26 protein-coding genes, 1 pseudogene and 1 riboswitch are annotated in these 25552 nt (G+C 62.7%); of the genes and pseudogenes, 13 read left to right on the forward strand and 14 right to left on the reverse strand.

Annotated features, from left to right (window positions below; genetic code table 11):
* Window positions 1-92: 92 nt before the first annotated feature.
* Entirely contained in the window at window positions 93-1577 is a 1485-nt protein-coding gene (locus tag HCR76_RS05935) for an MFS transporter (RefSeq protein ID WP_166989124.1), read from the forward strand.
* Here the strand turns inward: HCR76_RS05935 and HCR76_RS05940 are convergent.
* From HCR76_RS05940 to HCR76_RS05965, 6 genes are all read right to left on the reverse strand, one after another.
* Complete coding sequence (locus HCR76_RS05940; RefSeq protein WP_198248152.1) at window positions 1574-2131, reverse strand: cytochrome b; 558 nt, start codon at window positions 2129-2131, stop codon at window positions 1574-1576. The two genes, HCR76_RS05935 and HCR76_RS05940, sit on opposite strands and share 4 nt — an antisense overlap.
* Window positions 2121-3239 (reverse strand): catalase family peroxidase, encoded by a 1119-nt coding sequence (locus tag HCR76_RS05945; protein ID WP_198248153.1) that lies wholly within the window; start codon window positions 3237-3239, stop codon window positions 2121-2123. Before HCR76_RS05945 ends, HCR76_RS05940 begins: the two co-directional genes overlap by 11 nt.
* A gap of 17 nt (window positions 3240-3256) precedes the next feature.
* Window positions 3257-4003 (reverse strand): cysteate racemase, encoded by a 747-nt coding sequence (gene cuyB / locus HCR76_RS05950; RefSeq protein ID WP_166989127.1) that lies wholly within the window; start codon window positions 4001-4003, stop codon window positions 3257-3259.
* Window positions 4003-5004: a D-cysteate sulfo-lyase gene (gene cuyA, locus HCR76_RS05955; RefSeq protein WP_166989129.1), complete on the reverse strand. Its 1002-nt coding sequence runs from the start codon at window positions 5002-5004 to the stop codon at window positions 4003-4005. The genes cuyB and cuyA overlap by 1 nt, the downstream gene beginning before the upstream one ends.
* Before the next feature lie 19 nt (window positions 5005-5023).
* Window positions 5024-6466: a Na+/H+ antiporter NhaC family protein gene (locus HCR76_RS05960; protein ID WP_198248154.1), complete on the reverse strand. Its 1443-nt coding sequence runs from the start codon at window positions 6464-6466 to the stop codon at window positions 5024-5026.
* Window positions 6467-6632: 166 nt separating this feature from the next.
* Window positions 6633-7334, reverse strand: a complete 702-nt coding sequence (locus tag HCR76_RS05965; protein WP_166989131.1) for a GntR family transcriptional regulator — start codon at window positions 7332-7334, stop codon at window positions 6633-6635.
* Window positions 7335-7834: 500 nt separating this feature from the next.
* Here HCR76_RS05965 and HCR76_RS05970 point away from each other — a divergent pair, with 500 nt between their 5' ends.
* The 3 genes and pseudogenes from HCR76_RS05970 to HCR76_RS05980 form a co-directional block, all read left to right on the forward strand.
* Complete coding sequence (locus HCR76_RS05970; RefSeq protein ID WP_166989133.1) at window positions 7835-9688, forward strand: BCCT family transporter; 1854 nt, start codon at window positions 7835-7837, stop codon at window positions 9686-9688.
* 14 nt (window positions 9689-9702) lie between these two features.
* Entirely contained in the window at window positions 9703-10242 is a 540-nt protein-coding gene (locus HCR76_RS05975) for an MOSC domain-containing protein (RefSeq protein WP_166989134.1), read from the forward strand.
* Window positions 10242-10591, forward strand: a pseudogene (locus HCR76_RS05980) (aldo/keto reductase); the annotation flags it as partial. The gene HCR76_RS05975 and the pseudogene HCR76_RS05980, both read left to right, overlap by 1 nt.
* A gap of 47 nt (window positions 10592-10638) precedes the next feature.
* Here the strand turns inward: HCR76_RS05980 and thiE are convergent.
* Window positions 10639-11328 (reverse strand): thiamine phosphate synthase, encoded by a 690-nt coding sequence (gene thiE, locus HCR76_RS05985; RefSeq protein WP_166989136.1) that lies wholly within the window; start codon window positions 11326-11328, stop codon window positions 10639-10641.
* A gap of 12 nt (window positions 11329-11340) precedes the next feature.
* Window positions 11341-11440: riboswitch (TPP riboswitch) on the forward strand.
* Between thiE and thiO the strand changes: the two genes are divergently transcribed.
* From thiO to HCR76_RS06025, 8 genes are all read left to right on the forward strand, one after another.
* Window positions 11433-12557: a glycine oxidase ThiO gene (gene thiO / locus HCR76_RS05990; RefSeq protein ID WP_166989137.1), complete on the forward strand. Its 1125-nt coding sequence runs from the start codon at window positions 11433-11435 to the stop codon at window positions 12555-12557. (Overlaps the previous riboswitch by 8 nt.)
* Window positions 12554-12808, forward strand: coding sequence for a sulfur carrier protein ThiS (gene thiS, locus HCR76_RS05995; protein WP_235933975.1), 255 nt, complete (start codon window positions 12554-12556; stop codon window positions 12806-12808). The genes thiO and thiS overlap by 4 nt, the downstream gene beginning before the upstream one ends.
* A 1-nt stretch (window position 12809) precedes the next feature.
* Window positions 12810-13604 (forward strand): thiazole synthase, encoded by a 795-nt coding sequence (locus tag HCR76_RS06000; protein ID WP_166989138.1) that lies wholly within the window; start codon window positions 12810-12812, stop codon window positions 13602-13604.
* Window positions 13601-14806, forward strand: coding sequence for a ThiF family adenylyltransferase (locus tag HCR76_RS06005; protein ID WP_244971497.1), 1206 nt, complete (start codon window positions 13601-13603; stop codon window positions 14804-14806). The genes HCR76_RS06000 and HCR76_RS06005 overlap by 4 nt, the downstream gene beginning before the upstream one ends.
* A 170-nt stretch (window positions 14807-14976) precedes the next feature.
* Window positions 14977-15558, forward strand: a complete 582-nt coding sequence (locus HCR76_RS06010; protein ID WP_166989140.1) for a dienelactone hydrolase family protein — start codon at window positions 14977-14979, stop codon at window positions 15556-15558.
* 19 nt (window positions 15559-15577) lie between these two features.
* A complete protein-coding gene (locus HCR76_RS06015) occupies window positions 15578-16114 on the forward strand; it encodes a hypothetical protein (protein WP_166989141.1) in 537 nt (178 codons plus the stop codon).
* A gap of 12 nt (window positions 16115-16126) precedes the next feature.
* Complete coding sequence (locus tag HCR76_RS06020; protein ID WP_166989143.1) at window positions 16127-16678, forward strand: GNAT family N-acetyltransferase; 552 nt, start codon at window positions 16127-16129, stop codon at window positions 16676-16678.
* 113 nt (window positions 16679-16791) lie between these two features.
* Window positions 16792-17172 carry a VOC family protein gene (locus tag HCR76_RS06025; protein ID WP_166989144.1) on the forward strand — a complete coding sequence of 127 codons (381 nt, stop codon included), beginning with the start codon at window positions 16792-16794 and terminating at the stop codon, window positions 17170-17172.
* A gap of 55 nt (window positions 17173-17227) precedes the next feature.
* On the opposite strand, the gene HCR76_RS06030 is transcribed toward HCR76_RS06025, so the two are convergent.
* The 3 genes from HCR76_RS06030 to HCR76_RS06040 form a co-directional block, all read right to left on the reverse strand.
* Entirely contained in the window at window positions 17228-17833 is a 606-nt protein-coding gene (locus HCR76_RS06030) for a hypothetical protein (protein ID WP_166989145.1), read from the reverse strand.
* A 4-nt stretch (window positions 17834-17837) separates the two neighbouring features.
* Window positions 17838-19688 carry an anthranilate synthase family protein gene (locus tag HCR76_RS06035; RefSeq protein WP_166989147.1) on the reverse strand — a complete coding sequence of 617 codons (1851 nt, stop codon included), beginning with the start codon at window positions 19686-19688 and terminating at the stop codon, window positions 17838-17840.
* A 161-nt stretch (window positions 19689-19849) separates the two neighbouring features.
* On the reverse strand, window positions 19850-21076 hold the full coding sequence (locus tag HCR76_RS06040) for an FAD-dependent oxidoreductase (RefSeq protein ID WP_244971498.1): 1227 nt from the start codon (window positions 21074-21076) through the stop codon (window positions 19850-19852).
* An 80-nt stretch (window positions 21077-21156) separates the two neighbouring features.
* On the opposite strand from HCR76_RS06040, the gene HCR76_RS06045 reads away from it, so the two are divergent.
* A complete protein-coding gene (locus HCR76_RS06045; protein ID WP_244971533.1) occupies window positions 21157-21753 on the forward strand; it encodes a TetR/AcrR family transcriptional regulator in 597 nt (198 codons plus the stop codon).
* 3 nt (window positions 21754-21756) lie between these two features.
* Here the strand turns inward: HCR76_RS06045 and HCR76_RS06050 are convergent, their stop codons facing one another.
* The 4 genes from HCR76_RS06050 to nadB form a co-directional block, all read right to left on the reverse strand.
* Window positions 21757-21993: a hypothetical protein gene (locus HCR76_RS06050; RefSeq protein ID WP_166989149.1), complete on the reverse strand. Its 237-nt coding sequence runs from the start codon at window positions 21991-21993 to the stop codon at window positions 21757-21759.
* 73 nt (window positions 21994-22066) lie between these two features.
* Window positions 22067-23200, reverse strand: a complete 1134-nt coding sequence (locus tag HCR76_RS06055; RefSeq protein WP_244971499.1) for a cysteine desulfurase family protein — start codon at window positions 23198-23200, stop codon at window positions 22067-22069.
* A gap of 1 nt (window position 23201) precedes the next feature.
* Entirely contained in the window at window positions 23202-24059 is an 858-nt protein-coding gene (gene nadC, locus HCR76_RS06060) for a carboxylating nicotinate-nucleotide diphosphorylase (RefSeq protein WP_166989151.1), read from the reverse strand.
* Window positions 24053-25552, reverse strand: coding sequence for an L-aspartate oxidase (nadB, locus tag HCR76_RS06065; RefSeq protein ID WP_244971500.1), 1500 nt, complete (start codon window positions 25550-25552; stop codon window positions 24053-24055). Before nadB ends, nadC begins: the two co-directional genes overlap by 7 nt.

Raw genomic sequence — 25552 nt, forward strand, 5'->3', positions numbered from 1 at the left:
TGTCCGAGGCGCTCTGCCGCGCCGAGCGGGGCGTCTCGGAATAAATAGCTGCGCAATGTGTGTTGTGTACTGGCGGACGTACGCGGAGGAAAATGTCAGCGAAGAGCACAGTCGAGTCAGGCGGGGATGCCGCGAGCGAGGCACCGGATCCGGCTCGGTGGCGCATTCTCGCTGTTCTGCTCGTCGCCATCTTCATGTCGCTCATCAGCGTCAGCATCGTCAACGTTGCTCTGCCGTCGATCCAGAGCGGACTCGGCGCGTCTCAATCTGACATCCAATGGGTGCTCTCGGGGTATGCGCTGACGTTCGGAATCGTGCTCGTCGCCGCAGGTCGAGCGGGCGACGTCATGGGCCGTGGCGGAATTTTCGTCGTGGGTGTCGCCGTCTTCACAGCATCCTCGATCGCCGCTGGCCTGGCACCCAATGCCGAATGGCTTAACATCGCCCGGTTTGTGCAGGGCGTGGGTTCTGGCCTGCTCAACCCGCAGGGCGTCGGCATGATTCAGCACTATTTTCGCGGTGCGGAGCGCGGCAAGGCGTTCGGGTACTTCGGCAGTGCGGTCGGCGTCTCCGTCGCAATCGGTCCTGTGCTCGGCGGCTTGATCATCCAACTCGGAGGAGCCGATATCGGGTGGCGTCTGACGTTCCTCGTGAACGTTCCCGTCGGCATCGTTGCCATCATCCTCGCGCTCCTCTGGTTCCCGCGCCCGCTGATCAGCCGTGGGGTGAAGGCGCCCGTCGACTCCGACCAACCAGCACGGCGCAGCCGATCAATGGACCTCGTCGGCGCGCTCCTTCTCGGCTTCGCCGTTCTGTCTCTGCTCTTCCCATTCGTTGAGAGTGGTCTTTCCGCTTTGATCTGGCTGCTGCTGCCCGTCGGCATTCTGCTCGTCGCAGCCTGGGTGCTGTGGGAACGTCGATACGCACGCCGCGGTCATAGCCCGATGGTCGACTTGAAGATCTTCGCGACTCGAAGCTTCGCGAACGGCACAGTCATCGTGACTCTGTACTTTCTGGGAATGACGAGCGTGTGGGTGCTCGTCGCTCTCTACATGCAAGACGGGCTGGGGCACTCAGCTTTTGAAGCGGGTCTTGTCGGCATCCCGTCAGCAATCTTTTCAGCGTTCTCCGCGCACTGGGCAGGCAGCAGGGTCGTTGTCTTCGGGCGCAAGATCGTCGTCGTCGGACTTCTCATCGCACTGTTCGGCCTGGCATCGACAGTCGCCGTCGTGCTTCTGAACCAGGTGGGCCTCGCAAGCGAATGGTGGCTTCTGCTGACGTTGTCGTTCATCGGCATTGCCCAGGGCGTCGTCATCAGCCCCAACCAGACCCTCACGCTCGCCGACGTGCCGCTGAACTACGCGGGGAGCTCCGGCGCCATCATGCAGACCGGACAGCGAATCGGCACGTCAGTGGGCATCGCCGTCGTCACCGCTGCAGTCTTCGCCTCTCTCGCATTTACGGACTGGCCCGTCGCGATGGCGATCGGTTTCACCCTGATCGCCGTTGTCGTTCTCGCTGCCCTCGCGGTGGCCGTCGTCGATCTGCGATATCGGGCGCGCACGGGCACGCGCTAGCGCCGTCGACGCGTCCACAGTGCAATGCGGCTGAACAGCCCATCGCGCAGCACGAGCGTATGAAAGAGCACCGCGCACAAATGGGCAGTGAATACGGCGAGCAGCGCGTACGCCAGCAATCGGTGCGAGCGTTCAAGCAGTCCATAGAGAACCGCGTCATTCGGTGCGATTGGCGGAAGCATGAGGTTGCCGAAAATGACTACAGGCACTCCGGATGCTGAGACCACAGCCCAGCCCACAAGAGGCTGAAGCAGCAGCAACCCGTACATCAGAAATTCTGACGCTGTCGCAGCGAATCGCTCGAACCGCCCCATTGTCGCCAGAGGCGCTGGCGTTCTGTGTGCGAGCCGATTGATGAGTCTGATGATGACAACGACGAGGATCAGCAGCCCAAGAGGCTTGTGGATGGCGATGAGCAGCGGCTGATAGAAAAGTGACGTGACCATGACGGCCGCGATGAGGAGTTGAGAGATTACTGCTACGGCCACCACCCAGTGCAAGACTCGCGTCACCGGGTCGAATCGGGCACTCGGTTCTGCACGATCACGACTCACCGCGAACCTCCCCGACGTTGACCTGACTTGGATGCTTCGTCTCATTCACCCGGCGAGTGAACGAGCGAATATAGACAGAGGAGCGCGCGGCCAGCAGCGGGTCGTCAAGGGGCGCGATGCCAGCGGGCAGCACAAGCGGATTGAAATTGACGTCGCGCGCATTCCCCGCCTGCTCGGTTTCGACGGAGTCGATGGTCACGGAGCCTGCCGTGATGGTGCGCCGGTTCTTCGGCCAGGGCGTCGTCGCGTCGTCTGTCGGGTCTCCGCGCTCGCCGATGGTGAGCACGAGCCGCCACGTCAGCGGGCCAGCGGCGCTGGCCTGGATTAGCGACTCGAAGAGGTAATCCTCATTGGGGGAGGCCGAGGTCGTGGGGGCATAGTCCTGGTCCGGAACCATCCTCCAGCGCACGGGGACTGTCGCGCCGTCGGCATTGGTGAACGCAAAAGCATTGAGGCCATGGAACGTGCTGTTTTCAAACCCCGATGACGGAGTCTGGGCGTGCACGATCTTCATCGCTGCAACCGTACCCGGGTGATCGCCCAAGTATGCGGTGAGCAGCTTCTGATCGGGCCGCCCGGTATTCGGATCGGGTTTCGACAGGGACATGCGGGTGATGAATTCCTCGGGGGTGCGGTCGAGAAACACCGGGATGCTCACCATCGCCGTTCGCCATTGCTCGCCATACGGCAGAGTGATCTGAAGTGCGAAGCCGCGCACTGTGTTCGCCGCATCTGCCGTGTAGGGCATGCCCCCAGACAGTGAAAAACGTCCGACCACGGGAAATGTGGCCGGACGAAAGACTGTTGCCTCTGATATTTCTTGGGCGTCGCCGGTGCTGGTGAACGTGCCTGAAGCGCTGAGTCCTTTCGCATGATTGCGCCGGAAGCCATCGTGTCTGCCGTTGATCTTCTCGAGGCGGTCTGTCAGCTCGGTTGCTGTCAGCTGTTCCGGCGGTGCCAGCCAGCCGCGGGCGAAGCTGAAACCTCCCACTGTGAGGGCTCCTGCTCCGCCTGTTGCTGCCATCCCGAGAAGGGCATCGCGGCGACTCAAGGTCGATCGCGTGCGGTCGGGTTCGTTCTCGTGCTGTTCCGGCGAAGGATCGCGCACTCGAATCACGTCTCCAATCAGTTCGGTTTCATATGGACTCGTTCGAAAGAATCAGCTGGTTCCCTCGCCGCAGCTACGGTTCTCAGCGCGAGCGCGTGGGAGGGATCGATGACGGGGATGCTCGCTGTCAAATCGGAGACGAGCACCGAGATCTCCGTACAGGCGGCGATCACCGCCGTGACGCCCTGAGCGGCGAGATCGTCGAGGATTGAGGCGGTGACGTTGCGAACGGCCTCCCCGGTGTCGCCGGCTTTCACCTGGTAGATCACCTGCATCAGCCGGCTCTGAATGCGGCGAGAGGGCACGACGGTCTCAAAGCCGCGTTCGCCGAGCGCTTCTTGATACACACCAGATTCGAGCGTGGCTTGCGTGGCGAGAAGCCCCACCTTTCCCGCGGAGGCGGCCTGCTGTGCCTGCTGCACGGCGGCATCAATGATGCTGATGAAGTGGATGTTTTTGTCGCGCACGACGGCGGGAAGATACGCGTGGATAGTGTTGCAGGGAACGACGAGAATCTCGGCCCCACTCGCCACGAGGTTCTCCACCCCGCGGTCGAGCCATGGTGTGGGATCGAGCCCTCCTGAGCGAAGCGCCTTCGTTCGATCCGGCACCGTCGGATCCGCCCAGATGACGACGCGGAGGTGATCTTGGTCTTTCGTCGCGGGTGTTGCCTTGATCAGCTTGTCGTAGAAGTCAACGGTGGCGGCTGGCCCCATCCCTCCGAGGATCCCGACGACGCGCGATTCGGCGTGAGCATTCGACATTATTCGGCCAGAGCCTCGTTAGGGTAGGCGTAGAGAGCGGGGGAGCCGCCGGTGTGCACGAACAGCACATTGCTCTCGGGCGCAAACGCCCCGTCACGGACGAGTCCGATGAGTCCTGCTGCAGTTTTGCCGGTATAGACGGGGTCAAGAAGGATGCCCTCGAGACGAGCGAACATCTGAATCGCCGCCGACATCTCCGACGTCGGCAGAGAGTAGCCCGGGCCGACGTACTCGTCGTTTACCGTTACTGCGTCAGCCGGAATGTCGTGAGTCGTTCCCGCGAGTTGCGATGTCGCATTCGCGAGAGCATGCAGTTTGCGTTCTTGTGGCGCCTTTTCGGCACGTACGCTGATTCCGGTTACAGGGATGCCGCTCTGATTGCCGTACAGGCCAGCGACAAGCCCGGCATGGGTGCCGCCTGACCCGCTTGCGCACACGACATGATCGATGGGAAGCGACATGTCGAACGACTGTGCAAGGATCTCTTCAGCGCAGGCGACGTAGCCGAGCGCACCAAGCGCGTTCGATCCGCCGCCGGGCACGATGTATGGAACGCCACCGTCGGCTGCGACGGCATCCGCTGTCTTCTGCATCTCTGCAGCCAGGTCAGTGCCCCCGGGAACAACGCTGATCTGCTCGGCACCGAGCAGCCGAAAGAGAAAGTTATTGCCACTCGCCTCAGGGTTGTACGAGCCTTCCACGCGTTCTTCGAGTACAAGGCGACACTTGAGACCTTCTTTGACTGCAGCTGCGAGTGTCAACCGGCAATGGTTGGACTGCACGGCACCCGTCGTGACGATGGTGTCGGCACCCTGTGCGAGTGCGTCTGCCATGAGGAATTCAAGTTTTCGTGTCTTGTTGCCTCCCGAAGTCAGGCCAAGCAGGTCATCACGCTTGATATAGATATTTGGGCCACCGAGGTATTCGCTGAGGCGGTGAAGGTGCTCAATCGGTGTCTGGCCTGCTGTGTATCGACGACGGGGAATGCTGGCGAGATGCATGTTTTCTCCTTGTTCTGTCTCAACGCCGGGTCGCGCTGAGGGGCTTGTCTTGTGAAAACTTTCGGTTCCACCCGGTCAGGATCGAGATGATGAGCACAACGATCAGTCCCCACGCATACGGGTTGAGAAATGCGGCAGCGATGCTGGGCGAAGGAAGGTCGTGCGCTGAAGCTGCGGCAAGCACCGTGACGAACCAGACGATGACGGCGTTGTGCCACGGCAACATGTAGAAGATGGTGTTGGCGCTGCAGTCGAGCAGATTCGCCGTGCGCGAGGGCGTCAGCTTGTGGCTGAGCCCCAGCGGCCGGGCAAGCGTTGGCCCAACCAGCAGAATGGCCGGGGCGTTCGACCCGAGGGGGATCGTAAAGAGCATCGTGACGGCGACAATCGTGAACTCCGCACTGCGCACTCCCTTTGCGGCTCGGGCTTGAAGCATGGTGAGGAGTCGCCCCATCAGCCCGCTGTCGCTCAAGAGCTGTGCAAGCGCGAGAATGAAGAGCACGAGAACCACCGCACCCGTTACGCCGGCGATGCCGTCTTCGATGAGCCCGGTGCTGTCGCCGCGTTCAGCGGGAATCGAAAACACGGCTGTGGGCTTCAACAGACCTGTCGCAAGCCCGATGACGAGCGCTGCGACGGTTCCCCAGGTGAGCGAGGCAATGATGTGCGTGCCTCTGATAGCGAGGAATATCACCAGAGCGAAAGGAAGAATCATCAGTAGCCCGAGTGCGCTGGAGTCCGCGCCGGGCGGGTTCTGTGAAACGGTCCCTCCGCCGCCGAAGATGGCGAAGACGACAACCGAGATGCCAGCTGCGGAAAGGGAGAGGGGCAGCCGCGATTTCACGACGTCGCCCATCTGAGCGTTTTGCGTGAACGCAGAGCTGATTGTTGAATCAGACACGGGCGCAATGTTGTCTCCGAATGCGCCGCCAGCGATGATTGCGACGGCGAGCATCGTGGGGTCGGCGCCGAGAAACACGCCTGCCGGGTAGAGCACCGGCACCATCGCGACAACGGTGCCCACGCTCGTTCCAGTTCCGGCGGCGAAAATGCACGCGAGAACGAAAGCGAGCACGGTGAATGCCGCTCCGTGAAGTCCCGTCGTCAGCCCGAGCCAGAGAAGCCCATCGACGAGGCCTCCGCCTGACAGCACGGATCCGAAGATCCCGGCGAAGACGAATGCCGCGATGATGACGGCTCCTGTCTTGTCGCTGAGCCCCCTGATGATCGATTCGGCTGCCTTCTTCTTCGTCGTCGAAAGCGCGAGCGCCGTCACGACGGCGGCCCAACCTCCAACCCAGAAGCCGGAGATGGTGGCGCGTTCTGCGATGGAGAGCCATGCGAGGACGCCGACAAAGACGAGAGCGGGGATGAGGGCCATGAATGGGCCGCCGAGCATTCCGACGGAGGCTTCCGCCGGAGGAGCGGTTTTGCTGTGGTTCTGACCTGTACGTGCAGACATCAAGCACTCCTTTATGCTTTAGATCTGATTTTTGATTAAATCTACAGCGAGAATAATGCGATCAGCTCTGCCTGTCAATGGTGGGCGTGGTGATGTTCAGGAAAAGCGCGCGCTACAGCGCGGCATTCTCACCAGCCGACTCCCTGGAGCGAGTGCACAACCTCAATCAATCTCCGGTTGCCACGGGCCCCTGATGCTTGGCCGCAAGATGGTCCGCGAGAGCGTGCGCTGCCTCGCGAACGTGGGTGCGTGTTGCGTTCTCGGCGTCTTTGGCCGAACCGCTCTGTAACGCTGAGATGATCAGCGCGTGCTCCTCGAGTGCGATCTGGACGCGTCCGGGCACACGCGATGACACGTTGTTTCCGATGCGAACTTGCCCGAGAAGGTTGTCTGCAAGAGAGAGAAGCCGATGGTTGCCGGAGTTCTCCCAGATTGTGCGATGGAACGTCACGTCGAGATCTCTGTACCGATCGATGTCTCCCGTGGCAACGGCCTCGCGCTGTTCTGACAGCAGCGTGTTCAACGCCGCGACGATATCATCGCGGAACTCGAGCTGCGCGACGCGGCGTGAAGCGACGCTGTCTATCACCTCGCGGATTTCGTAAATCTCGAGAATGTCGTCGCGCCCGAGCTTTGGCACGAAGTAGCCTCTATGCTCATGAATTTCGAGAAGACCCTGACGTTCAAGGGCCGCCAGTGCTGTGCGAATCGGCGTCGGCGAGAGATTGAGTGACTCCGTCAGAGGCTGCACCGTTACGCGATTTCCTGGGGCGAGCTCGCCGGAAAGGATCAGATCGCGAAGATGGTCGTAGGCAATCTCGACGTAACTGTTACGTCGTGCCGTCGTTGAACTCGCGATGTTGCTCATGGACATCCCCTCACGACGCGCTTGACCGCGCGTCACTGCGATTGTATGAAAAATCTAATCGCGAGTGGGGATGTCGGGTGCTATGCCGCGGCAAGATCATCCGGTAATTCACGAAGCGCCAGTTCGAGCACCTTTTTGCCTCGTTACGGAATGGTATGTGTCGTTTTGTCGGCCTCGCGTTCTGCAGTGCTCCTGTTCCAAAGACAGCGTCAGCGCAAGCGGTGACACCACTGATGTCGATACCGACAGATGCGAGTGCGTCGCCGCGATTGCTCCTCCGATATCAATGAGCGCCACAAGCAGATGACGCGAATGTGTGTCACTCTACGTTGACGCAGGAATGTGATTTTCGGACGATGTGCGCGGCGGGTCGGCACGCCCACAGTGCTGAACCTCGAACCGACAGCGAATGACGCGATAGTGTGAAATCTGTCCGAAGCAGTCAGTTCGTATGAAAGGACTCGGAAACCCGGCGGTGGCGCGACGCCGGGTACGTGATCATGAGCAGTGCAAACTCAACCGAAGACCTGATCAAGCAATTGAAGAAGAGCGCAAAGCGGCGCAAGCAGGAGAAAAAGAGCGGTCCAGACTGGATCGTCTTCAGCATCGCCGCTCTGCTCGCCGTCGGCTTCGTCGTCTGGGGGTTCATCACTCCCGACGGACTTGGCACCGTGGCCGATGCCGCGCTGAACGGCACGATCAAAAACTTCGGGTGGCTGTTCGTCATTGCAGCAACGGTCTTCACTGTCTTCGTGATCGTCGTCGCAGCCAGCCGCTTCGGTGCTATTCCGCTCGGCAAAGACGGCGAGACCCCGCAGTTCAAAACATCGTCGTGGATCGCCATGATGTTTGCCACAGGAATGGGCATCGGGCTCATCTTCTACGGTGTCGGAGAGCCGCTCTTCTTCTACATGGCTCCGCCGCCCGGCACCGTTGACGGGCAGATCCCCGCAGCCGTCAGCACAGCCATGGGAACGACAATGTTCCACTGGACCCTGTACCCATGGGGCATGTACGCCATCGTCGGGCTTGGAATGGCCTATGGCACGTACCGTTTGGGCCGCAGTCAGCTGTTCTCGTCAATGTTCACCTCACTGTTCGGGCACAAGGCAGTGAATGGCTGGGGCGGCAAGATCATCAACATTCTGGCGATCATCGCCACGCTGTTCGGTTCGGCGTGCTCGCTCGGATTGGGCGCGCTGCAGATCGGCGGTGGGCTTCAATCCACAGGCATGATGGAAAGCGTTGGCACGGGCCTGCTCGTTGTGATCATCGCCATTCTCACCGCGATGTTCGTTGCCTCGGCGGTCTCAGGCATCGAGCGCGGCATCCAATGGCTCTCGAACATCAACATGGTGCTTGCAATCTTGCTCGCGCTCATCGTGTTTATCGGTGGACCGACGCTCTTCATTTTGAACGTCATTCCCGACGCGATCGGCGCGTTCATCGGTGATCTTCCTCAGATGGCTTCGCGAACGCCCGCCGCGGATTCGCCAGAGCTTGCTGAATGGATGTCGACGTGGACGATCTTCTACTGGGCATGGTGGGTGTCATGGACGCCCTTCGTCGGCCTGTTCATCGCGCGAATCTCGCGGGGTCGCACGGTGCGGCAGTTTGTCACGGGAGTGCTCCTCGTCCCTTCGGCAATTTCGGTCGTATGGTTCGCGATATTCGGTGGTGGGGCGATCGGCTTGCAAGAGCGCGCGGAAGCAGCGAAAGACGAATCTGACATGCTTGCCCAGATCAAGGACGGCACGCCGAACATCGACTTCGACACCATATTGTTCGACTTTCTTGGGAAGATGCCGGTTCCGGGTTGGGTGACCGTCATCCTGATGGTTCTCGCAGTGATTCTCGTGGCGATCTTCTTCGTCACCGGAGCCGACTCGGCATCCATCGTGATGGCTGGTCTCTCGGAGAACGGCGCAGCTGAACCCACCAAGAAGCTCACGCTCTTCTGGGGTATCGCTACGGGGGCCGTCGCTGCCGTGATGTTGCTTGCGGGAGGGGATGACCCTGCTGAAGCGCTCAACGGGCTCAAGAATATTACGATCGTGTCCGCCGTGCCGTTCGTGATCGTCATGCTGCTGCTGTGCGTATCGCTGTGGAAAGATCTCTCAAACGATCCGCTTGTGCTGCGCGGACAGCTCGCCCGCAAGGTGCTTGTCGAAAGCGTTGCCACTGGAGTTGAGAAGCACGAGGGCGTCTTCGGGCTCACAACCGAACAGTCTCCTGAGCGGGACGGAAATAAACTAACGCGCCGGCTATTCGGAAAGAAGCAGCAAGCCCAAGAGTCGACCGCGACAGAAGCCGGAACTGACGAACAAGCGCCGAACCCAGACGACCAGGAGTGAAAATCGCCACGGAAATGACAGCATCCGTCATCGCGGTAAGCCGAAGCGGCACGCACTCGTTCAGCAAGCCGACCGTCGATGAGATCACGCTTGTCGAGGGGATCGGCGTCGCTGGCGACGCTCATTCCGGCACGACGGTGCAGCACCTCTCGCGAGTGAGGAAGAATGCGTCGACACCCAACGTTCGGCAAGTACACCTGATTCACAGCGAGCTCTTCGAGCGTGTTGCTGACGCTGGCTACACGGTGAAGCCGGGGGAGATGGGAGAGAATATCACCACGAGGGGCGTTGATTTGCTTGGCCTTCCCGTCGGCACCCGCTTGGCGATCGGGAACGTCATCATCACCGTAACCGGGCTGCGCAATCCGTGCTCTCAGATCAACGACTACCAGCCCGGCCTGATGAAACAAATGGTCTTCAGTGACGAAGAAGGTCGCACTGTTCGCCTTTCTGGAGTGATGGGAATCGTGTCCCGCGGGGGAGTCGCACGGGCAGGCGACGACATCACGGTGTCTTTGCCGCCGGAACCGCACCATCCGCTGACAACAGTGTGATTATCGCTCAGGGTCTCGCCGCCAACATGGCGGCGAGCAGCACTCGGTGATGCTCGACGGGGGTGTGCTCGACTACTGCCGACTCAACGACATCACAGTGCACGCGTGGTCGCCGTTTCAGGCGGGCTTCTTCACCGGCGTCTTTCCCAGATCGTCTGAGTATCCAGAGCTCAACGCCGTCATCGACAGACTCGCAGTCGCATACGGAGTGATGCCGATCGCGATCGCAACGGCGTGGATAACGCGGCATCCTGCCCGCATGCACGTTGTACTCGGCACCACGACGCCGCAACGAGTGACGGATGCCGCCGCAGGCTCCGACATTCCGCTTACCCGTACAGAGCGGTAGGAGCTGGCGCGCGCAGCGGGCACCGTGTGCCATAGCCAACGGCAGGTTCAGCGTTCTCCGAGTCGGTCGCGCAGCGCCCTGGCCGCCCTCCCGACGTTGTCAGCGTCTGTGACGGCACGAACGACGACGATACGGGATGCTCCGACGCCGACAACCCGGTCGAGACGCATGCCTCCGGTGATGCCGCCGATCGCAAACCACGGTTTGCTCGCAAACTCCACGGCCCGTCGCACGGGCTCGAGTCCGACAGCATCCCGCCCGGGTTTCGTCGGTGTCTCCCAGACGGGACCGACGCAGAAATAGTCGATGTCGGAATCGTCGTTCGCCGCTTCGGCCTGACCGATCGAGTGTGTTGAGCGGCCGAGTATGACATCCGGCCCAAGAATGGCGCGCGCCTGCTCGCTCGACAGGTCACCCTGACCGACGTGGAAGACGTCGGCTCCTACGAGAGCGGCGACATCGGCGCGATCGTTCACTGCGAACAGCCTGCCGTGGCGCCTCGCCGCAGCTGAGAGCACCTCGAGGGCCTCGATCTCATCGCGCGCCTCAAGCGACTTGTCGCGAAGCTGAACGATGTCGACGCCATTGGCGTAGGCGGAATCGAGAAACTGCGCCAGATCGCCGCGATCTCGGCGTGCATCGGTGCACACATACAGGCGAGCGCTCTCGAGTGCGTTTCGTCTCGCGTCGCGGACGGTGGCGTCGGCGCATGTCACGGGTCGCAGATGTGAGGGCATGTGCCTAGAGTAGAGGAAGTTCGCGGGAGCCTTTGGAGGCTGAGAGGGCCATGTGCCGACCGCTATACCTGATGCGGATCATGCCGCCGGAGGGAGAAACACACGTGCATGCTGTCGTTGTCGGAGCCGGAATAATCGGACTTGCCACCGCCTGGCGCCTGAAAACGAGTGGCTGGTCGGTGACGATCGTCGACCCGGATCCCGCTGGCGGGGCAAGCCGCGCGGCGGCAGGGATGCTTGCGCCCGCATCGGAGGTGGTCTGGGGCCAGACACCGCTGTATCCGCTGCTCATCGCGTCGGCGCGGCTCTATCCGACCTTCGTGGAGCAGCTTGCGACAGCATCCGGTCATGATCTCGGCTATGCACGGTCAGAGACGCTCGTGTGCGCCAGTGATGCTGCTGACCTCCAGAGCCTGCGCGAACTCTGCGCATTGCAGACGGCGCTCGGCCTGACTGTCGAGGTCATCACCGGCACGGAGGCCCGCACGCTCGAACCTGCCCTCGCACCCGGCGTAGCAGCCGCGGTGAGGCTTGAGGGTGACCACTCAATCGACCCGCGGCGGGTGATGTCCGCGCTCATGGTGCTGCTGGCGGGGAGCATCGTGCGGCACCGCGTTGCAACACTGATATCTGACGGCGGGCGCACGGGAGGCGTCTCGCTTGCGAACGGGCAGAACATGGTGGCTGACCAGGTTGTCGTGTGTGCGGGAGCCGAAACGGCACTGATCGAGGGGATGCCGGAGCTGCCTGTGCGCCGCGTCTGGGGTGATGTCGTGCGACTCGCGGTTCCTGAGCGCCTCCGGCCGATTGTCTCCAGAACCATTCGGGGTTTTGTACGCGGGCGTCCCGTGTACCTCGTGCCGCGCCCCGATGGGAGCCTCGTTCTGGGCGCGAGCGTTCGCGAAGACGGAGTTGACGGCATCAGCGCCGGGGGAGTGCACCAGCTTCTGCGCGACATCGAACGTGTGGTGCCCGGCGTGCTCGAGTGCGAGATCTCGGAGGTCATGGCACGCGCACGCCCCGGATCGCCCGACGACGTGCCCCTGATCGTGCGCGTTGACGACGGGTGCGTCGTCTCGACGGGGTACTTCCGTCACGGCATCCTGCTCGCTCCACTCGGCGCCCAGTTGACCGCAGACCTCACGACCGGGGAGCCAGGCGATGCCGACATGCTGCGCGCCGTGGCACCTTCACGATTTGCCCACGTCACACCAACAGGAGACTCATGACGATGACACGAACAATCGACCTCACAGTGAATGGCGACGCCCGTGCCGTCGCCAGCGGAGCCTCACTTCGCGATCTGGTGGCTGAGGTCACCGGAAAACCGCTGGGTGAAGGCGGCTCGCCCGCCGACGGGTCGCCCCTCGGCATCGCCGCCGCCATCGACGGGGTCGTCGTGCCGCGCAGCGGCTGGAGTGCGTGCGCGCTTGAGAGCGGACAGGAAATCGACATCGTCACCGCGGTACAGGGAGGCTGACATGAGTACCGACTCATTGCAGATCGGCGGGGAGACATTCGCGTCGAGACTCATTATGGGAACGGGCGGAGCCACATCGCTCACAACGCTCGAGCAGGCCTTGGTCGCCTCCCAGACCGAGCTGACGACCGTGGCGATTCGTCGATTTGACGCGGAATCACGCGATTCGGTATTTGCGCTGCTCGCCTCGCTCGGCATTCGCGCACTGCCCAACACGGCCGGCTGCTACACCGCTCGAGACGCAATTCTCACCGCGCAGCTTGCCCGGGAGGCGCTGGGAACGTCATGGATCAAGCTCGAGGTGATTGCCGACGAAGAAACTCTGCTCCCTGATCCCGTCGAACTGTTCTCGGCGGCAGAGAAGCTTGTCCTCGACGACTTCACGGTGTTCGCCTACACAAACGATGACCCGGCTCTCGCAAAGCGTCTCGAAGATGTGGGAGTTGCCGTTGTGATGCCCGCCGGCTCACCCATCGGCAGCGGGCTTGGCATTCTCAACCCGCACAATGTCGAAACGATCATCGATCGCGCGAGCGTTCCCATTGTTCTCGACGCGGGAATCGGCACGGCATCGGATGCTGCGCTTGCCATGGAGCTTGGATGCGATGCCGTGCTGCTCGCCAGCGCCGTCACGCGCGCTCACGACGCCGCTGCCATGGCACGGGCAATGCGCCTCGCCGTCGATGCCGGACGTACGGCTCGTCGTGCCGGGCGCATTCCGAAGCGCTCGCTTGCACGCGCCTCGTCGTCGTTTGACGGAATGGTGACGCGGCGTCCCTCCGAGGCCGACCTGTGACCACGCCAGCTCCGTCGGGCGCCCGACCCGCGCTGCCCCCGCTTGTCGAGCCGGGGGTCGCGCTCGATGCTCGCGATATCGATCGCTATTCGCGACACGTGAGCCTGCCCGGTTTTGGCACCCTCGGGCAGCGTCGACTGCGCAACGCCTCCGCTCTCGTCGTCGGCGCGGGCGGCCTCGGCGCCCCGATTCTGCACTATCTGGCTGCGGCGGGAATCGCACGGCTCACCGTGATTGACGACGATGTCGTCGAAGCGTCAAATCTGCAGCGTCAAGTGCTGCACCGCGATGCAGACATCGGCCGGCCGAAGGTGGAGTCGGCGCGTGACGCTCTGCGGCGTCTGGATCCGAGCATCGCGGTCACCGCCTTGCACGATCGGCTCTCACCCGAGAATGCCGTCGACCTCTTCACGCGACACGACATCGTGCTCGACGGGGCAGACAACTTTGCCACGCGCTATCTCTCAAACGACGCAGCTGAGCTGACGGATACCCCGCTTGTCTGGGGAACGATCGCCCGTTTTGCCGGCCAGGTGAGCACATTTTGGCCGGGCAGAGGGCCGATGCTGCGCGACGTGTTTCCCGACATTCCCGATGCGGATTCGGTGCCGAACTGCGCCGACGGAGGCGTGCTCGGAGTGTTATGCGGCACTGTAGGCTCAGCTATGGCGACGGAGGCGATCAAGCTCATCTGCGGCATCGGGGCGCCGCTTATCGGTCGTCTGCTGCGCTACGACGCACTCGCCGCCGAATACACCACGCTGCGTTTCGTCGTCGACGAGTGCCGCCCGCCAGTGACGAGCCTTGATGAGGTCGCGGTTGCCTGCTCGGCACCGATCGCACACGCGGATGCTTCGCAGCGCACGGCCGCCGGCGAGCTCGACGGTGCGTCATTCGACGCGCTCCGCAACGCAGCATCCGGTGATTCTGAGTCGCCCCTCGTCGTCGATGTGCGTGAGGGTTGGGAACGAGAGCTTGACGCCATTCCTGATTCCGTTCATGTTCCCCTCGATCGCATTCAGACCGAGGGATGGAGTGCGATCATGCCCGTTCGTGGTGATGCACGGCAGATCGTGTTGTACTGCACGAGGGGTGCTCGGTCGGCGCGTGCCCGTGATCAGCTTGCGGAAGGCGCACCGGCCGATGTCATGCTGCGCTCGCTTGCGGGAGGGATCAACGCCTGGCGGCTCCTACAGGTGTAGCAGCAGCCGTGTGATGGTGGTGTACTGCGGCCCAGCCCTCGACACTGTGCATTCCTCGACACTCTCGGCCGCGTGCCCTAGCGTGAAGGTGATGCGACGGCAACCCTGGTCCGCAAGTTGCAGTATCGGGCGATCGAGCTGACCCGTGACAACGTGAATTGGATGTGACTATGACTGAAATCGTGATGTTTCACCATGTGCTGGGCCGCACGGCCGCCCTCGAGCAGATCGCAGAGCGACTGCGCGACGCCGGGCATCTGGTGCACGTTCCCGATCTCTTCGATGGACGCACGTTTGACAGCATCGACGAGGGAATCGCCTTTGCCGAATCCATCGACAACGACGCGCTGCTGGGCACGGCGACGGCCGAAGTTCAGAGCCTGCCCAATGACATCGTGTATCTGGGGTTCTCTTTGGGATCCGCATTCGCGCAGTACCTCGTGCAGAACAGGGAGGGAGCACGCGGTGGCATCTTCATGTACGGGTGCGTCGCCCCCGATGTCTTCGGCGACTGGCCAGACGACGTCCCCGTCCACATCCATGCGATGGAAGATGACCCCTTCTTCATCGAGGATGCAGACGCGGCCAAGGCTTTGGACGCTGCTCACGAGAAAGTGAGCTTGTTCCTCTACCCGGGCAGCGGCCATCTCTTTCTTGAGCGCGATCACGACGACTACGATCCGGATGCCGCTGAGCTCGCTCTAAGCCGCATCGATTCGTTTTTGACTTCTCTGGAGATCGAGGCGTACTAGCGCCGATACTCTGGAGCACATGAGCGAATCGGATGCTGACGGCGCCGTTGCCGCGTTGCGTACCCAGCTGGCCGGCATCGTTCAGCAGCTCACTGAGTCCGACATCGCAACGGAGCCGCTTGCCGAATTCGTTCCGGCACGGCGGGTCGCGCTCGTGTTCCGCCGCGATTCGCGACTCGTTGAGATCGCGCGCGTGTGGCGTCTCGGTGTTCTGCTTGTCGACACAGAGGCGCACCTCTTCACCTCGGGGGAGACGACGCGCGCCGTCGACCCCGGCTGGCCGCAGCACCAGGCACAGTCGATGGAAGTGCGCCGTGAGTATCGAGCGGCTGCAGTGCGGAGCAGGTTTCCTGAGGGGGCGACGATCAATATCAATGCGACACCGATCGACGTTTCTGTCGATGGGCTGACGGATGCCGTCGGTGTTGTGTTTCTTCATGACGGCCACGTGCGCGTGCGGTGGTCGGCGCACGTCGCTGACGAGAACGCGATGCCCATCGGCGGGTATCTCTCCGAGCATGCTGAACTGCGGCTGCACCCCGTTGAAGGAGCGTGAAAAGATGGACGCATGTTAGCTGCATCCGATGTGACAATCCGTTCTCTTTCTGTGGGCGACGAACGCGAGGCGCTCGCTGCCCACCACGCGCTTGTGGCTGATCACTTCGACTTTCTGCTCGAGCGCGTTGAGGGGGAAAGCTGGGCAGATTTCGTGCAGCGACTGACGCGGATTGAGCGTGGGGAACAACTGGCGCCGGGGCGCGTCCCCGCAGCGTTTCTCATCGCTGAAGTCGACAACCGCATCGCTGGCCGCGTTTCTGTGCGGTTTGAGCTGAATGACTACCTCGCCGATGTCGGTGGCCACATCGGGTACGGTGTGGTCCCGAGATTCCGTCGGCGCGGAGTTGCTTCAGCGCTTTTGCGCAGCGGTCTCGACGCGCTGGCCGCCCGCGGCGTCGCATCTGCGCTCGTGACGTGCGACGAAGGCAACGTCGCATCGCGAGGTGTCATCGAGCGGTTGGGCGGGCGACCGGATGTTGAACGACCGCGCGCGGTGCGCGGCGCCGAAACGAAGCTGCGTTTTTTCGTCCCGACGGCTCGCGCGGGGTTCGAACGGCAGTGACACGGCGCGAGGCGGCGTGAAATCTCAGTGAGCTCATCGAGTAGTCTTCGGCGTCTGCGATTTCCACGGGCTTCAGCTTGACGGAACGGCTCTCGGCGGCAAGCATAGATCGCATGTCCCACAGCGTCGTCCAGGTCAATCTCATCGTGTCCGACCTTGCGCGTACGCGGGAGTTCTACAAACACCTCGGTTGGGACCTGCTGGCGATGGGGGACCGCGCCGCACGCTTTTCTGGTGATGATCTTGTCGTCGCCTTCCACCTCCCTGAGTTCGCGCAGGCATGGGACAGCGGCTATTCCGGAGCCCGCGGGGGCAGCACCGTAATCGATGTTGATTGCGATGATCCTGGGGCTGTCGATGCAACGTTCTCCTCACTCGTGGAGAACGGGGCGACATCGCGACAGCCTCCGAATGACACATTCTTCGGCTGTCGGTATGCCGTCATCGCAGACCCAGACGGCAATCTCATTGGGCTGAAATCGCCGCTCGCGTAGCATTCGCCATTACTCAGGGGCGTCGGCCCAATCATCTGTGGATGAGTAACGCGGGTCAGTTCGTCTCTTTCGCCTTCGCCGCTCGTTTCTGCTCACGCGCGAGGGAAGCGAGGTCGACGTCGATGAGGCGCTTCATGCGACTCGTGCGCATGCGGTCGTAGACGTCGTCTTGATCAGGGACGAATCCGGGCGGGCCCACACGCTTGCGCACTTCACGGCCGATGTCTTCCCACGCATCCGTACGCGCCTGTTCGATGATGCCGGCCATCTCGGCGTCATCGTCTGCTCGTTCGCGCAGCTGCTCGGCCAGCATCCTGTGCACCTGAGGCCGCCTGCGGTGAGCCTCGTCATCGTCGGGACCCGGCTTGCGAAAACCTCGAGCCCTTTCCAAACGCGACGCCGTCTGATCGTTCTCAGCGGCAAGAGCGAGAACGTGCCGCCGAGCAGAATCGGTGAGCTTCTCGACATCGAAACTCTCGTCATTGCGAATCGCGTTGACGATCAGTGTGTTCTTCACGCCCATGCGCACAGACGACAGCGCAATCATCACGCCCTCATCGACGACTCGCTCGATGGGCGCAAGCACCGTCGACGTCGGCGGAACATACCGCCCCACATCGCGGGTGCGCTTGCGGCGCCGAAGACGAGAGAACAATGACACACCTCTATTGTGTCTGGATTGAGGCGGCTTGGGGAACCATCACGTCTGAAACAAGCCGATCAAGCACGTCCAGGCCGTCGGGTGACAGCACCGATTCAAGATGACCCTGCACAGTCGCTATGCGTGATCCGCGAAGAGCCTGCACCGTTCCTGTTTCGGCGTCGCGCGCGATCTCGAGGGACAGGCGTGGCGTGTGGCTCCGATCTCCGGCCACGGCCGCAAAGGTGTTGTAGAAGCCGATTCGCGCTCGGGAACCAAAGATATCGACAGTGCGTTGTTGGCCCTGACGAGGAGCTTGCAGCGGTTCGATCGTGAGACCGACCATGAGCGACAGAATCTGATGGCTGAGGCACACGGCGATCATCGGAAGCCCCGATGCGACACGATCGCTCATCAGACGGCGCAGACGGCCGACGCGCGGTTCCGTGGATCGCGGGTCCCCTGGCCCGGGGCCAAAGACGACCAGGTCATCGTCTGACGTCGGGTTGGCTCGTTCCCAGTCGACGACGCGTGCGGCGAATCCGAGATGTGTGAGCTGGTGCACCAGCATCCGGGTAAAGTCGTCACCTGCGTCAACGACCAGCGCCGAGAGCCCGCGGACGGCACGCGGCTGCTGCGGCTGACGCCAGAACGCGGCGATGTCGTGATTGCGCGCGGCCAGCAACTCGTCGAAGCGAGGGTCGTCGTGGAGCGGCTGCGCTTCGGTACGTCGGGGAAGCACGCCGAGGGCGCTGAGCACGCCCGACGCCTTCACACGCGTCTCGGCGACTTCGTTCTCAGGCGTCGAGTGACGAACGAGCGTCGCCCCAGCGGAAACCGTGACCGTGCCGTCATCATCGAGATGCGCGGCCCTGATGAGTATCGGAGCGTCAAGATCGTAGCCGTCTGATTTCGGCATGAACCGCGCGAGCACGCCAGAGTAGTAGCGTCGCCCGCTTGACTCGTGGCGGGCTATGACGCGGCAGGCGTTCTGCATGGGGGAGCCGGTCACCGTCGGAGCGAACATGGTCAGGCGCAGAACGTCGCGCACATCACGCGGCGTCGTCCCCTCCAACAGGTATTCGGTGTGGGTCAGGCGAGACATGCGTTTCAGGAACGGTCCCGTCATGCGACCGCCGTCCGGGCAGACGGCGCTCATCATCTTGAGCTCCTCGTCTACCACCATGACAAGTTCTTCGCTCTCTTTCACATCAGCGAGAAACTCCAGCATCCCTTCTGTTGTGGGGCCAGTCGCCGGGTGACGGTACGTTCCGCTGATCGGGTTCATGCCGACGACACCATCTGTCACACTCACGTGCCGTTCGGGCGTCGCTCCGACGAGCGAGATGCCCGGCGTGCGTACAGCGAAGGTCCAGTAGGCACCGTGTTCACTGACGAGCAACTCGCGAAGCCAGCTCAGAAGCGCTGTCACCGGTTCGTCCGAGAAGTGAGCGGTGATGTCACGCCGAATCACGAAGTTGGCGCCTTCGCCGCGGCCGATCTCGTCATCGATGACGGTGCGCACCGTTTCGGCATACGCATCATCGTCGACGTCGACAGTCACATTTGACACATCGGCAGGATGCTGGGGCAGGGCCCCGAGTGCGTCCTCCACAGTGAGCGTCTCACGGTCCGTGACGACAAGGCACCGCAGCGGGGAGCCATCATCGTGTGCGGCGTACCCGCGCTCTGCCACCTGTCTGAATGGAACGAGTGTGAGTACTTCGTCGCCGGTCAGCGGGATGTCCGAGAGCGAATCGACGTCGATCACAGTACCGACGAGAATGTCGATTGTCGGCTCGTCTTCGCGGCGGATGAGGGCGAATGGCTGATCATCGGTGAGAATTTGAGAGAGAAGTCGCGAGGGCGGGTGCATGATTCACTTTCTGGTCTGGCCCCACACTGGCCGCCATCCGCACACGCGAAACGACCGCCTCGAGGGGCGGTCGTTGATGCGTCGAAACGTCGAGAGAACCGCCTCTCAGGCGGTCCACCACTGCATGTTCGATTCGATGCGCATGCCTCGATGGTAGCGCATCAGTCGACGGCTTCCGTCACCTCCGGAATGCGCGCAGGTTTCTGCAGAAGCTTCTTGATGGGGCCGAGAGCGGCTTCGATCGTCATCATGCGCATGGCGAGGTTCCGCGCGTGCGCAAGCAGCGTGCTGCGGCGGAACATGAGCCCGGCGAGCTGACGAGAGTTTGCCTGAGCCGACTCGACACGGGGCCGTTGTTCGGCCTCGTAAGCCGACAGCGCGACTCGAACGCTCGCGCTCGTCGCATCGGCGATGGTGCCGCACAGCACCCAGGCGGACTCGATGGCCATTCCCGCTCCGATTCCTGCCGTCGGCAGAAATCCGGCTGCTGCGTCGCCGAGCAGAACTGTGCGGCCGGATGCCCATTGCTGCGTTCGCACGTCGTCAAGCACCCAGTAGAACGGCTCATCGGCCGCGCTGACGGAATCGAGTACGTGGTCGAGTCGTGATGTGCGCGACGTGAGGTGCGCCCGGATGCTGTCAACGAACGCCTGCGGTCCCACAGCCGTATCTCCTCCTGGGCCGCCGATGAATGCCCCGATGGCGCCGGCTACCGGGTAGCTTCCGACGAAGAAACCATCTCCCCACATCTCCTCGCCGAGATCGATATCGTCGTCAGCGTCTGCCCAGACGACCCAGCCGCCCCAGCCCGTGATCGTCTCGTTGAGCCCGGTCCCACCTGGAGTGAAGCGTCGGGTGTGTGAATGGATGCCGTCGGCGATGATGACAGCATCGAAAGTCGCTTCGGCAGCACCGTCTGGGGTGTCGAAGCGTACGTGTGCGGAGGCGTCACCATCGTTCAGTGAGCGCACAGTCGTTCCGACGGTCACGGGCGCTCCTGCCTCGGTAAGCACGTCGAGAAGTGCTCCACGGCTGATGCCCCGATAGTCACCGTAGTCACGCAGCAGCTCGCCCAGCGAGTCTTCGCGAATCTGCGCTCCGTGATGGTTGAGCACGCGGTAGCGATCCACGGGCGTGCTGGCTTCCACATACGCATCGCGTACCCCGAGAGCATCGATTGCTGCATCGACCATGGGCATGAGTGCCAACATGTAGCCGGCGTCGTCGAAAGAACTGACGCGATCGATGAGCACAGGGTGGAGCCCACGGGTGCGAAGAAGCTGTGCTGCTGTCGTGCCGCCAATGCCAGCTCCGACAATGAGGATGCGCAGCGGATCGCCCGCGTTTGCCTGCAGCTGGTCGGGAAGTGTTGCTTCTGTGAACATCATCGCTCCTTGTTGGACTGCTCAGTCCAATCCTACGCCACCTGGACCGTTCGGTCCATAGCGCGTATGATCACTGTGTGGTGATGACCGGTGAACGACGAACAGCCCTGGTGCGCACGGCGGCACGTGAATTTGCCGGAGCCGGGTACCAGCGGGCATCGCTGAACGCGATCATTCGAGAGTGCGGCCTCAGCAAGAGCTCGTTCTACAACATCCTCGATTCAAAGCTCGCGCTCTACGACCTCGTCGTGACAGACGTGGCGCAGCAACTCACTGATGAGCTTGCGCTGCCCGCACCCGCGTCGTTCGCGGGCGACGCCTACTGGCAGCGGATTGTCGACGTGATCGTGCGCCTCACGCAGGTGCTCACGAGCGACGACGTCTACGCCGACTTGGCGCAGATGCTTTACGACACGCAGGCTCCAGACGAGCCGAACGAGGCAGTGCGCATTCTCGACGCGGCAAGCGAGTGGATTCGCGAGGTTGTGCACGTGGGCCGGGCGTGCGGAGCGGTGCGCGACGATCTTCCGATCTCTCTGCAGGGCGAACTTGCCTTCACGATGCTGCGCACATTCGACGAGTGGAGCGTGAACAATCTCGACACGATTCCCCCTGACCAGCTGACAGCGCTCGTAGACGCTCAGCTGGCCGCGCTGCGGCGGCTCTTCGCCCCCTCATGAACGTCAGAAAAGCGAGCCGTGTGAATCGATTCCGCACGGGTGCACGACGTGCGGCCGATCGCTCGGCGGATGCTCTTTGAGCTCTTTCATCGTCTTATACGGCTGACCCTCGGTTGGCGTTGCCACCGGGAGCCATGACCGAAACGAGGCCAACTCCGAACCCGAGACCTGCGGTTGTTGCAGGTCTGTGCTCTGCTCCGCTGATTCTTGCCGGCGAACCGGCTCTTCTGCCGTGCTCATATTTCTCACGGTACTCCCGCTGATGAGAAGCAACAACGGCTTCACAGCGAGTCGCAGCGAACGAGGAGCGCGTTCAGGAGAAGGACTGCGAAAGCGAATGAACGGACGCCGTGACTGCCGTCGCTGCAGCCTCGGCGTGCTGCAGCGACGCGTCCGCCGGAAACGTAAAGCGAACGCTGGTCTGCGCGGTGGCAGCGTCGATTCCGATCGCCGTAAGAACGTGCGACGCCTCATCGCTTCCTGCCGCACATGCGGAACCGGATGATGCCGTGACTCCACGACGCTCCAGCTCAAGCAGCACGGCCTCGCCGCTGGTTGTGCTGAAGCAGAACGATGCATGGTTCGGCAGTCTCGACGCCCTGCTTCCCGTGAGAAACGCGCCAGGAGCATCTGCGAGAACGCGGGTGATAAAGTCGTCTCTCACTGAGCGGGCGCGTGCCGCAGCTTCTGCCCGCTCGGCCTCGGCAAGCTCGAGCGCCGTGGCAAGGGCAACGGCGAACGCGACATTCTCGGTGCCCGAACGGCGGCCGCGCTCCTGGCCTCCACCGTGGAGGAGCGGCTCGACGGGAACACGGCCTCTGATGGCGGCAACGCCGATGCCTTTGGGGGCGCCGACCTTGTGACCGGCGATCGTGATGGCGTCGGCGCCGAGCTCGGCAAGTGGCAGCCAACCGGCTGCCTGCACGGCATCGGTGTGAAACGGCACACCGTGTTCGCGGGACACGGCAGTGAGGGCCGGGATGTCTGCGATCGTCCCGATCTCGTTGTTCGCGTACGAGAGGCTGACGAGGGCTGTGTCGTCACGCAGAGCGGTCCGCAGGGAGTCTGGTGTCACCGTTCCATCGGATGAGACGTCGCAATATGTCACGTCGAATCCGTGCCGGCGCCCGAGAAAATCGGCGGATTCCAGAACGGCCTCGTGCTCGATGGCGGAAGTGACGAGATGCCGCCCCCGAGACGACGCGAGACCGATGCCGATCACGGCCAAGTTGTCTGCTTCGGTTCCGCCGCTGGTAAACGAGACGTCACCGGCGCGCATGCCGAGCACGTGCGCGACACGCGAGCGAGCATCTTCAAGGGCATCGGCTGCCCGTTCGCCGATCTGATGATGGCTTGACGGGTTGCCGAACTCTCCGGTGAGAAACGGCCAGGCGGCTTCCAGTGCTTCTCGGCGCACCGGGGTGGTTGCTGCGGCGTCGAGATACACGTCAGGCTCCGTGAAGCGCCATGTCGAGACCGAGATCGAGCGAGCGGACGCTGTGCGTGAGTGCGCCGGAGGAGATGACGTCGACGCCGGTCTCTGCAATGGCGCGCACGGTGGCGAGAGTGACATTGCCGCTCGCCTCGACGACGGCGCGCCTCGCGACGAGTTCGACACCGGCACGGAGGTCATCCAGTGTGAAGTTGTCGAGCATGATGATGTCGACGCCGCCGGCGATCACCGGCTCGATCTGGTCGAGGCGATCGACCTCCACCTCGATTGACGTCGTGTGTCCGAGCCGGGAGCGGGCCGTGTTGATCGCTTCTGTGATCGACATTCCGCGGGCCGTGAGCACAGCAAGATGATTGTCTTTCGCCATCACGGCATCCGAGAGGCTGAAGCGATGATTGCGGCCGCCACCGCATTGCACAGCGTGCCGTTCGAACGCGCGGAGTCCTGGTGTTGTCTTTCGCGTGTCAGCGATGTGAACCCCCGTGCCGTGCACGGCGTCGACGAAGGCACGCGTTGCCGTAGCAACTCCCGAGAGCCGTTGGCAGAAGTTGAGACCGATGCGTTCTGCGCGCAGCAGTGCGCGGGCGGGGCCGGAAACCGTGGCGAGCGTGGCACCGGAAGTGAAGTGATCGCCGTCAGCCATGTGCAGATCGACGGAGGTTGCGGCATCCGTCAGCCGAAATGCGGCGGCAAACACCTCTGCTCCTGCGAGAATGCCTGGTTCCCGGGCGTTCAGCACAGCTGTCGCCTGAGTCTCGGCGGGAATGAACGTCTCGCTCGTGATGTCGCCCCAGGGCGCATCTTCATCGAGAGCGAGCTGCACAACCCGGTCGATGTGGGAGTCGGTCAGCATGCGAGTGCCTCCTGAACCGGAGCGGCGACAACAGAACGCGCCTGTGTCGGATCGGCTTTCGGGTAGTCGAGTCGGGCATGGGCGCCGCGGGACTCACGGCGCGCGAGAGCCTGGCGGGCAACGATGCGCGCAATCAGCAGCAAATTGCGGTTCTCAAGGGCGGCGCGGCTCAGCGGAATCGGAGTCGCTGCGGAGTCCCACTCATCAATGCGCGCGAGAGCGGATGTCAAGTGCCGTTCGTTGCGTTCCAGTCCGAGTGCGCTCCATGCCAGCCGTTGAAGCTCGCCGCGGTCGAGGGCAGGCGCCGTCACATGGTCGTCGATGGGGGAGAGAGACGGATGCATGTGCGCGGCGCCACGCGGAAGAGCAGCTGCGGCCCGCTCGGCGAACACGGCTCCCTCGAGCAGCGAATTCGACGCAAGGCGGTTGCCGCCGTGCACCCCGGTACATGCAGCCTCGCCGATTGCAACGAGTCCGTCGATTTTGGTGCGTCCGACCTGGTCCGTTGCGATTCCGCCCATCCAGTAGTGGGCCGCAGGCGTGACGGGGACCGGGTCGCGTGTCCAGTCGATCCCCGTGTGCATCACCGCTGCCGTGATCGTCGGGAACCGCTCGGTGAGTCTCGGAACCCGCGTGGCATCAAGGAGAACAGGGCGATCGTTCTGCGCGGCCATGGTGCGGGCGAGGGCGAGGGCAACGACGTTGCGTGGTGCAAGCTCGGCCCTGGGGTCGATGTCGAGCATGAATCGGTGGCCAGTCTCGTCGAGAAGCACGGCACCGGCGCCACGAACGGCTTCGGAGACGAGAAATCCGCTGTCTGCGAGTGTCGTCGGATGAAACTGGTAGAACTCGGCATCGGCGACTTGCGCCCCGGCTCGAAGAGCGGCAGCAACGCCATCGCCGGTTGCTCCTGCGGGATTCGTCGTGCGCGCGTACAGTTGTCCGCACCCTCCTGTGGCGATCATCGTCGTCTGTGCGAGCATCCTGATCGGTCGGTGGGGCGTGAGCACATCGACGCCGATCACTGTGTCGTTCTCAGTCACGAGATCGATGAGAAGCGAGTTCTCGAGAACCGGGATGCGGCGTTCTCTCACGCGCTGGGCGAGCGTCCGCGCTATCGCTCTGCCCGTGGCATCTCCTCCGGCGTGCACGACGCGAGGATAGGAATGAGCAGCTTCACGTCCCTTCGCGTAGCTGCCTGCTTCGGTGTCGAAATCAACACCAGCCGCCGCGAGATCCCGAATGCGTTGCGGCCCCTCAGAGCAGAGAATACGCACCGCGTCTTCGTCGCAGAGGCCGGCGCCAGCGGCGAGAGTGTCGGCAACGTGCGCCTCGATCGAGTCGTCGCCGAAGAGCACGCCGGCGATACCGCCTTGAGCCTGCGCCGTGTTGCCGTCGCCGAGAGCATCTTTTGTGATGATCGTGACGTCATGTTCGTTGGCCGCACGTAGGGCGGCCGTGAGCCCGGCGATGCCAGAGCCCACAATGATCAC

It is taken from the genome of Paramicrobacterium chengjingii, assembly GCF_011751765.2.
GTDB lineage: Bacteria > Actinomycetota > Actinomycetes > Actinomycetales > Microbacteriaceae > Paramicrobacterium > Paramicrobacterium chengjingii.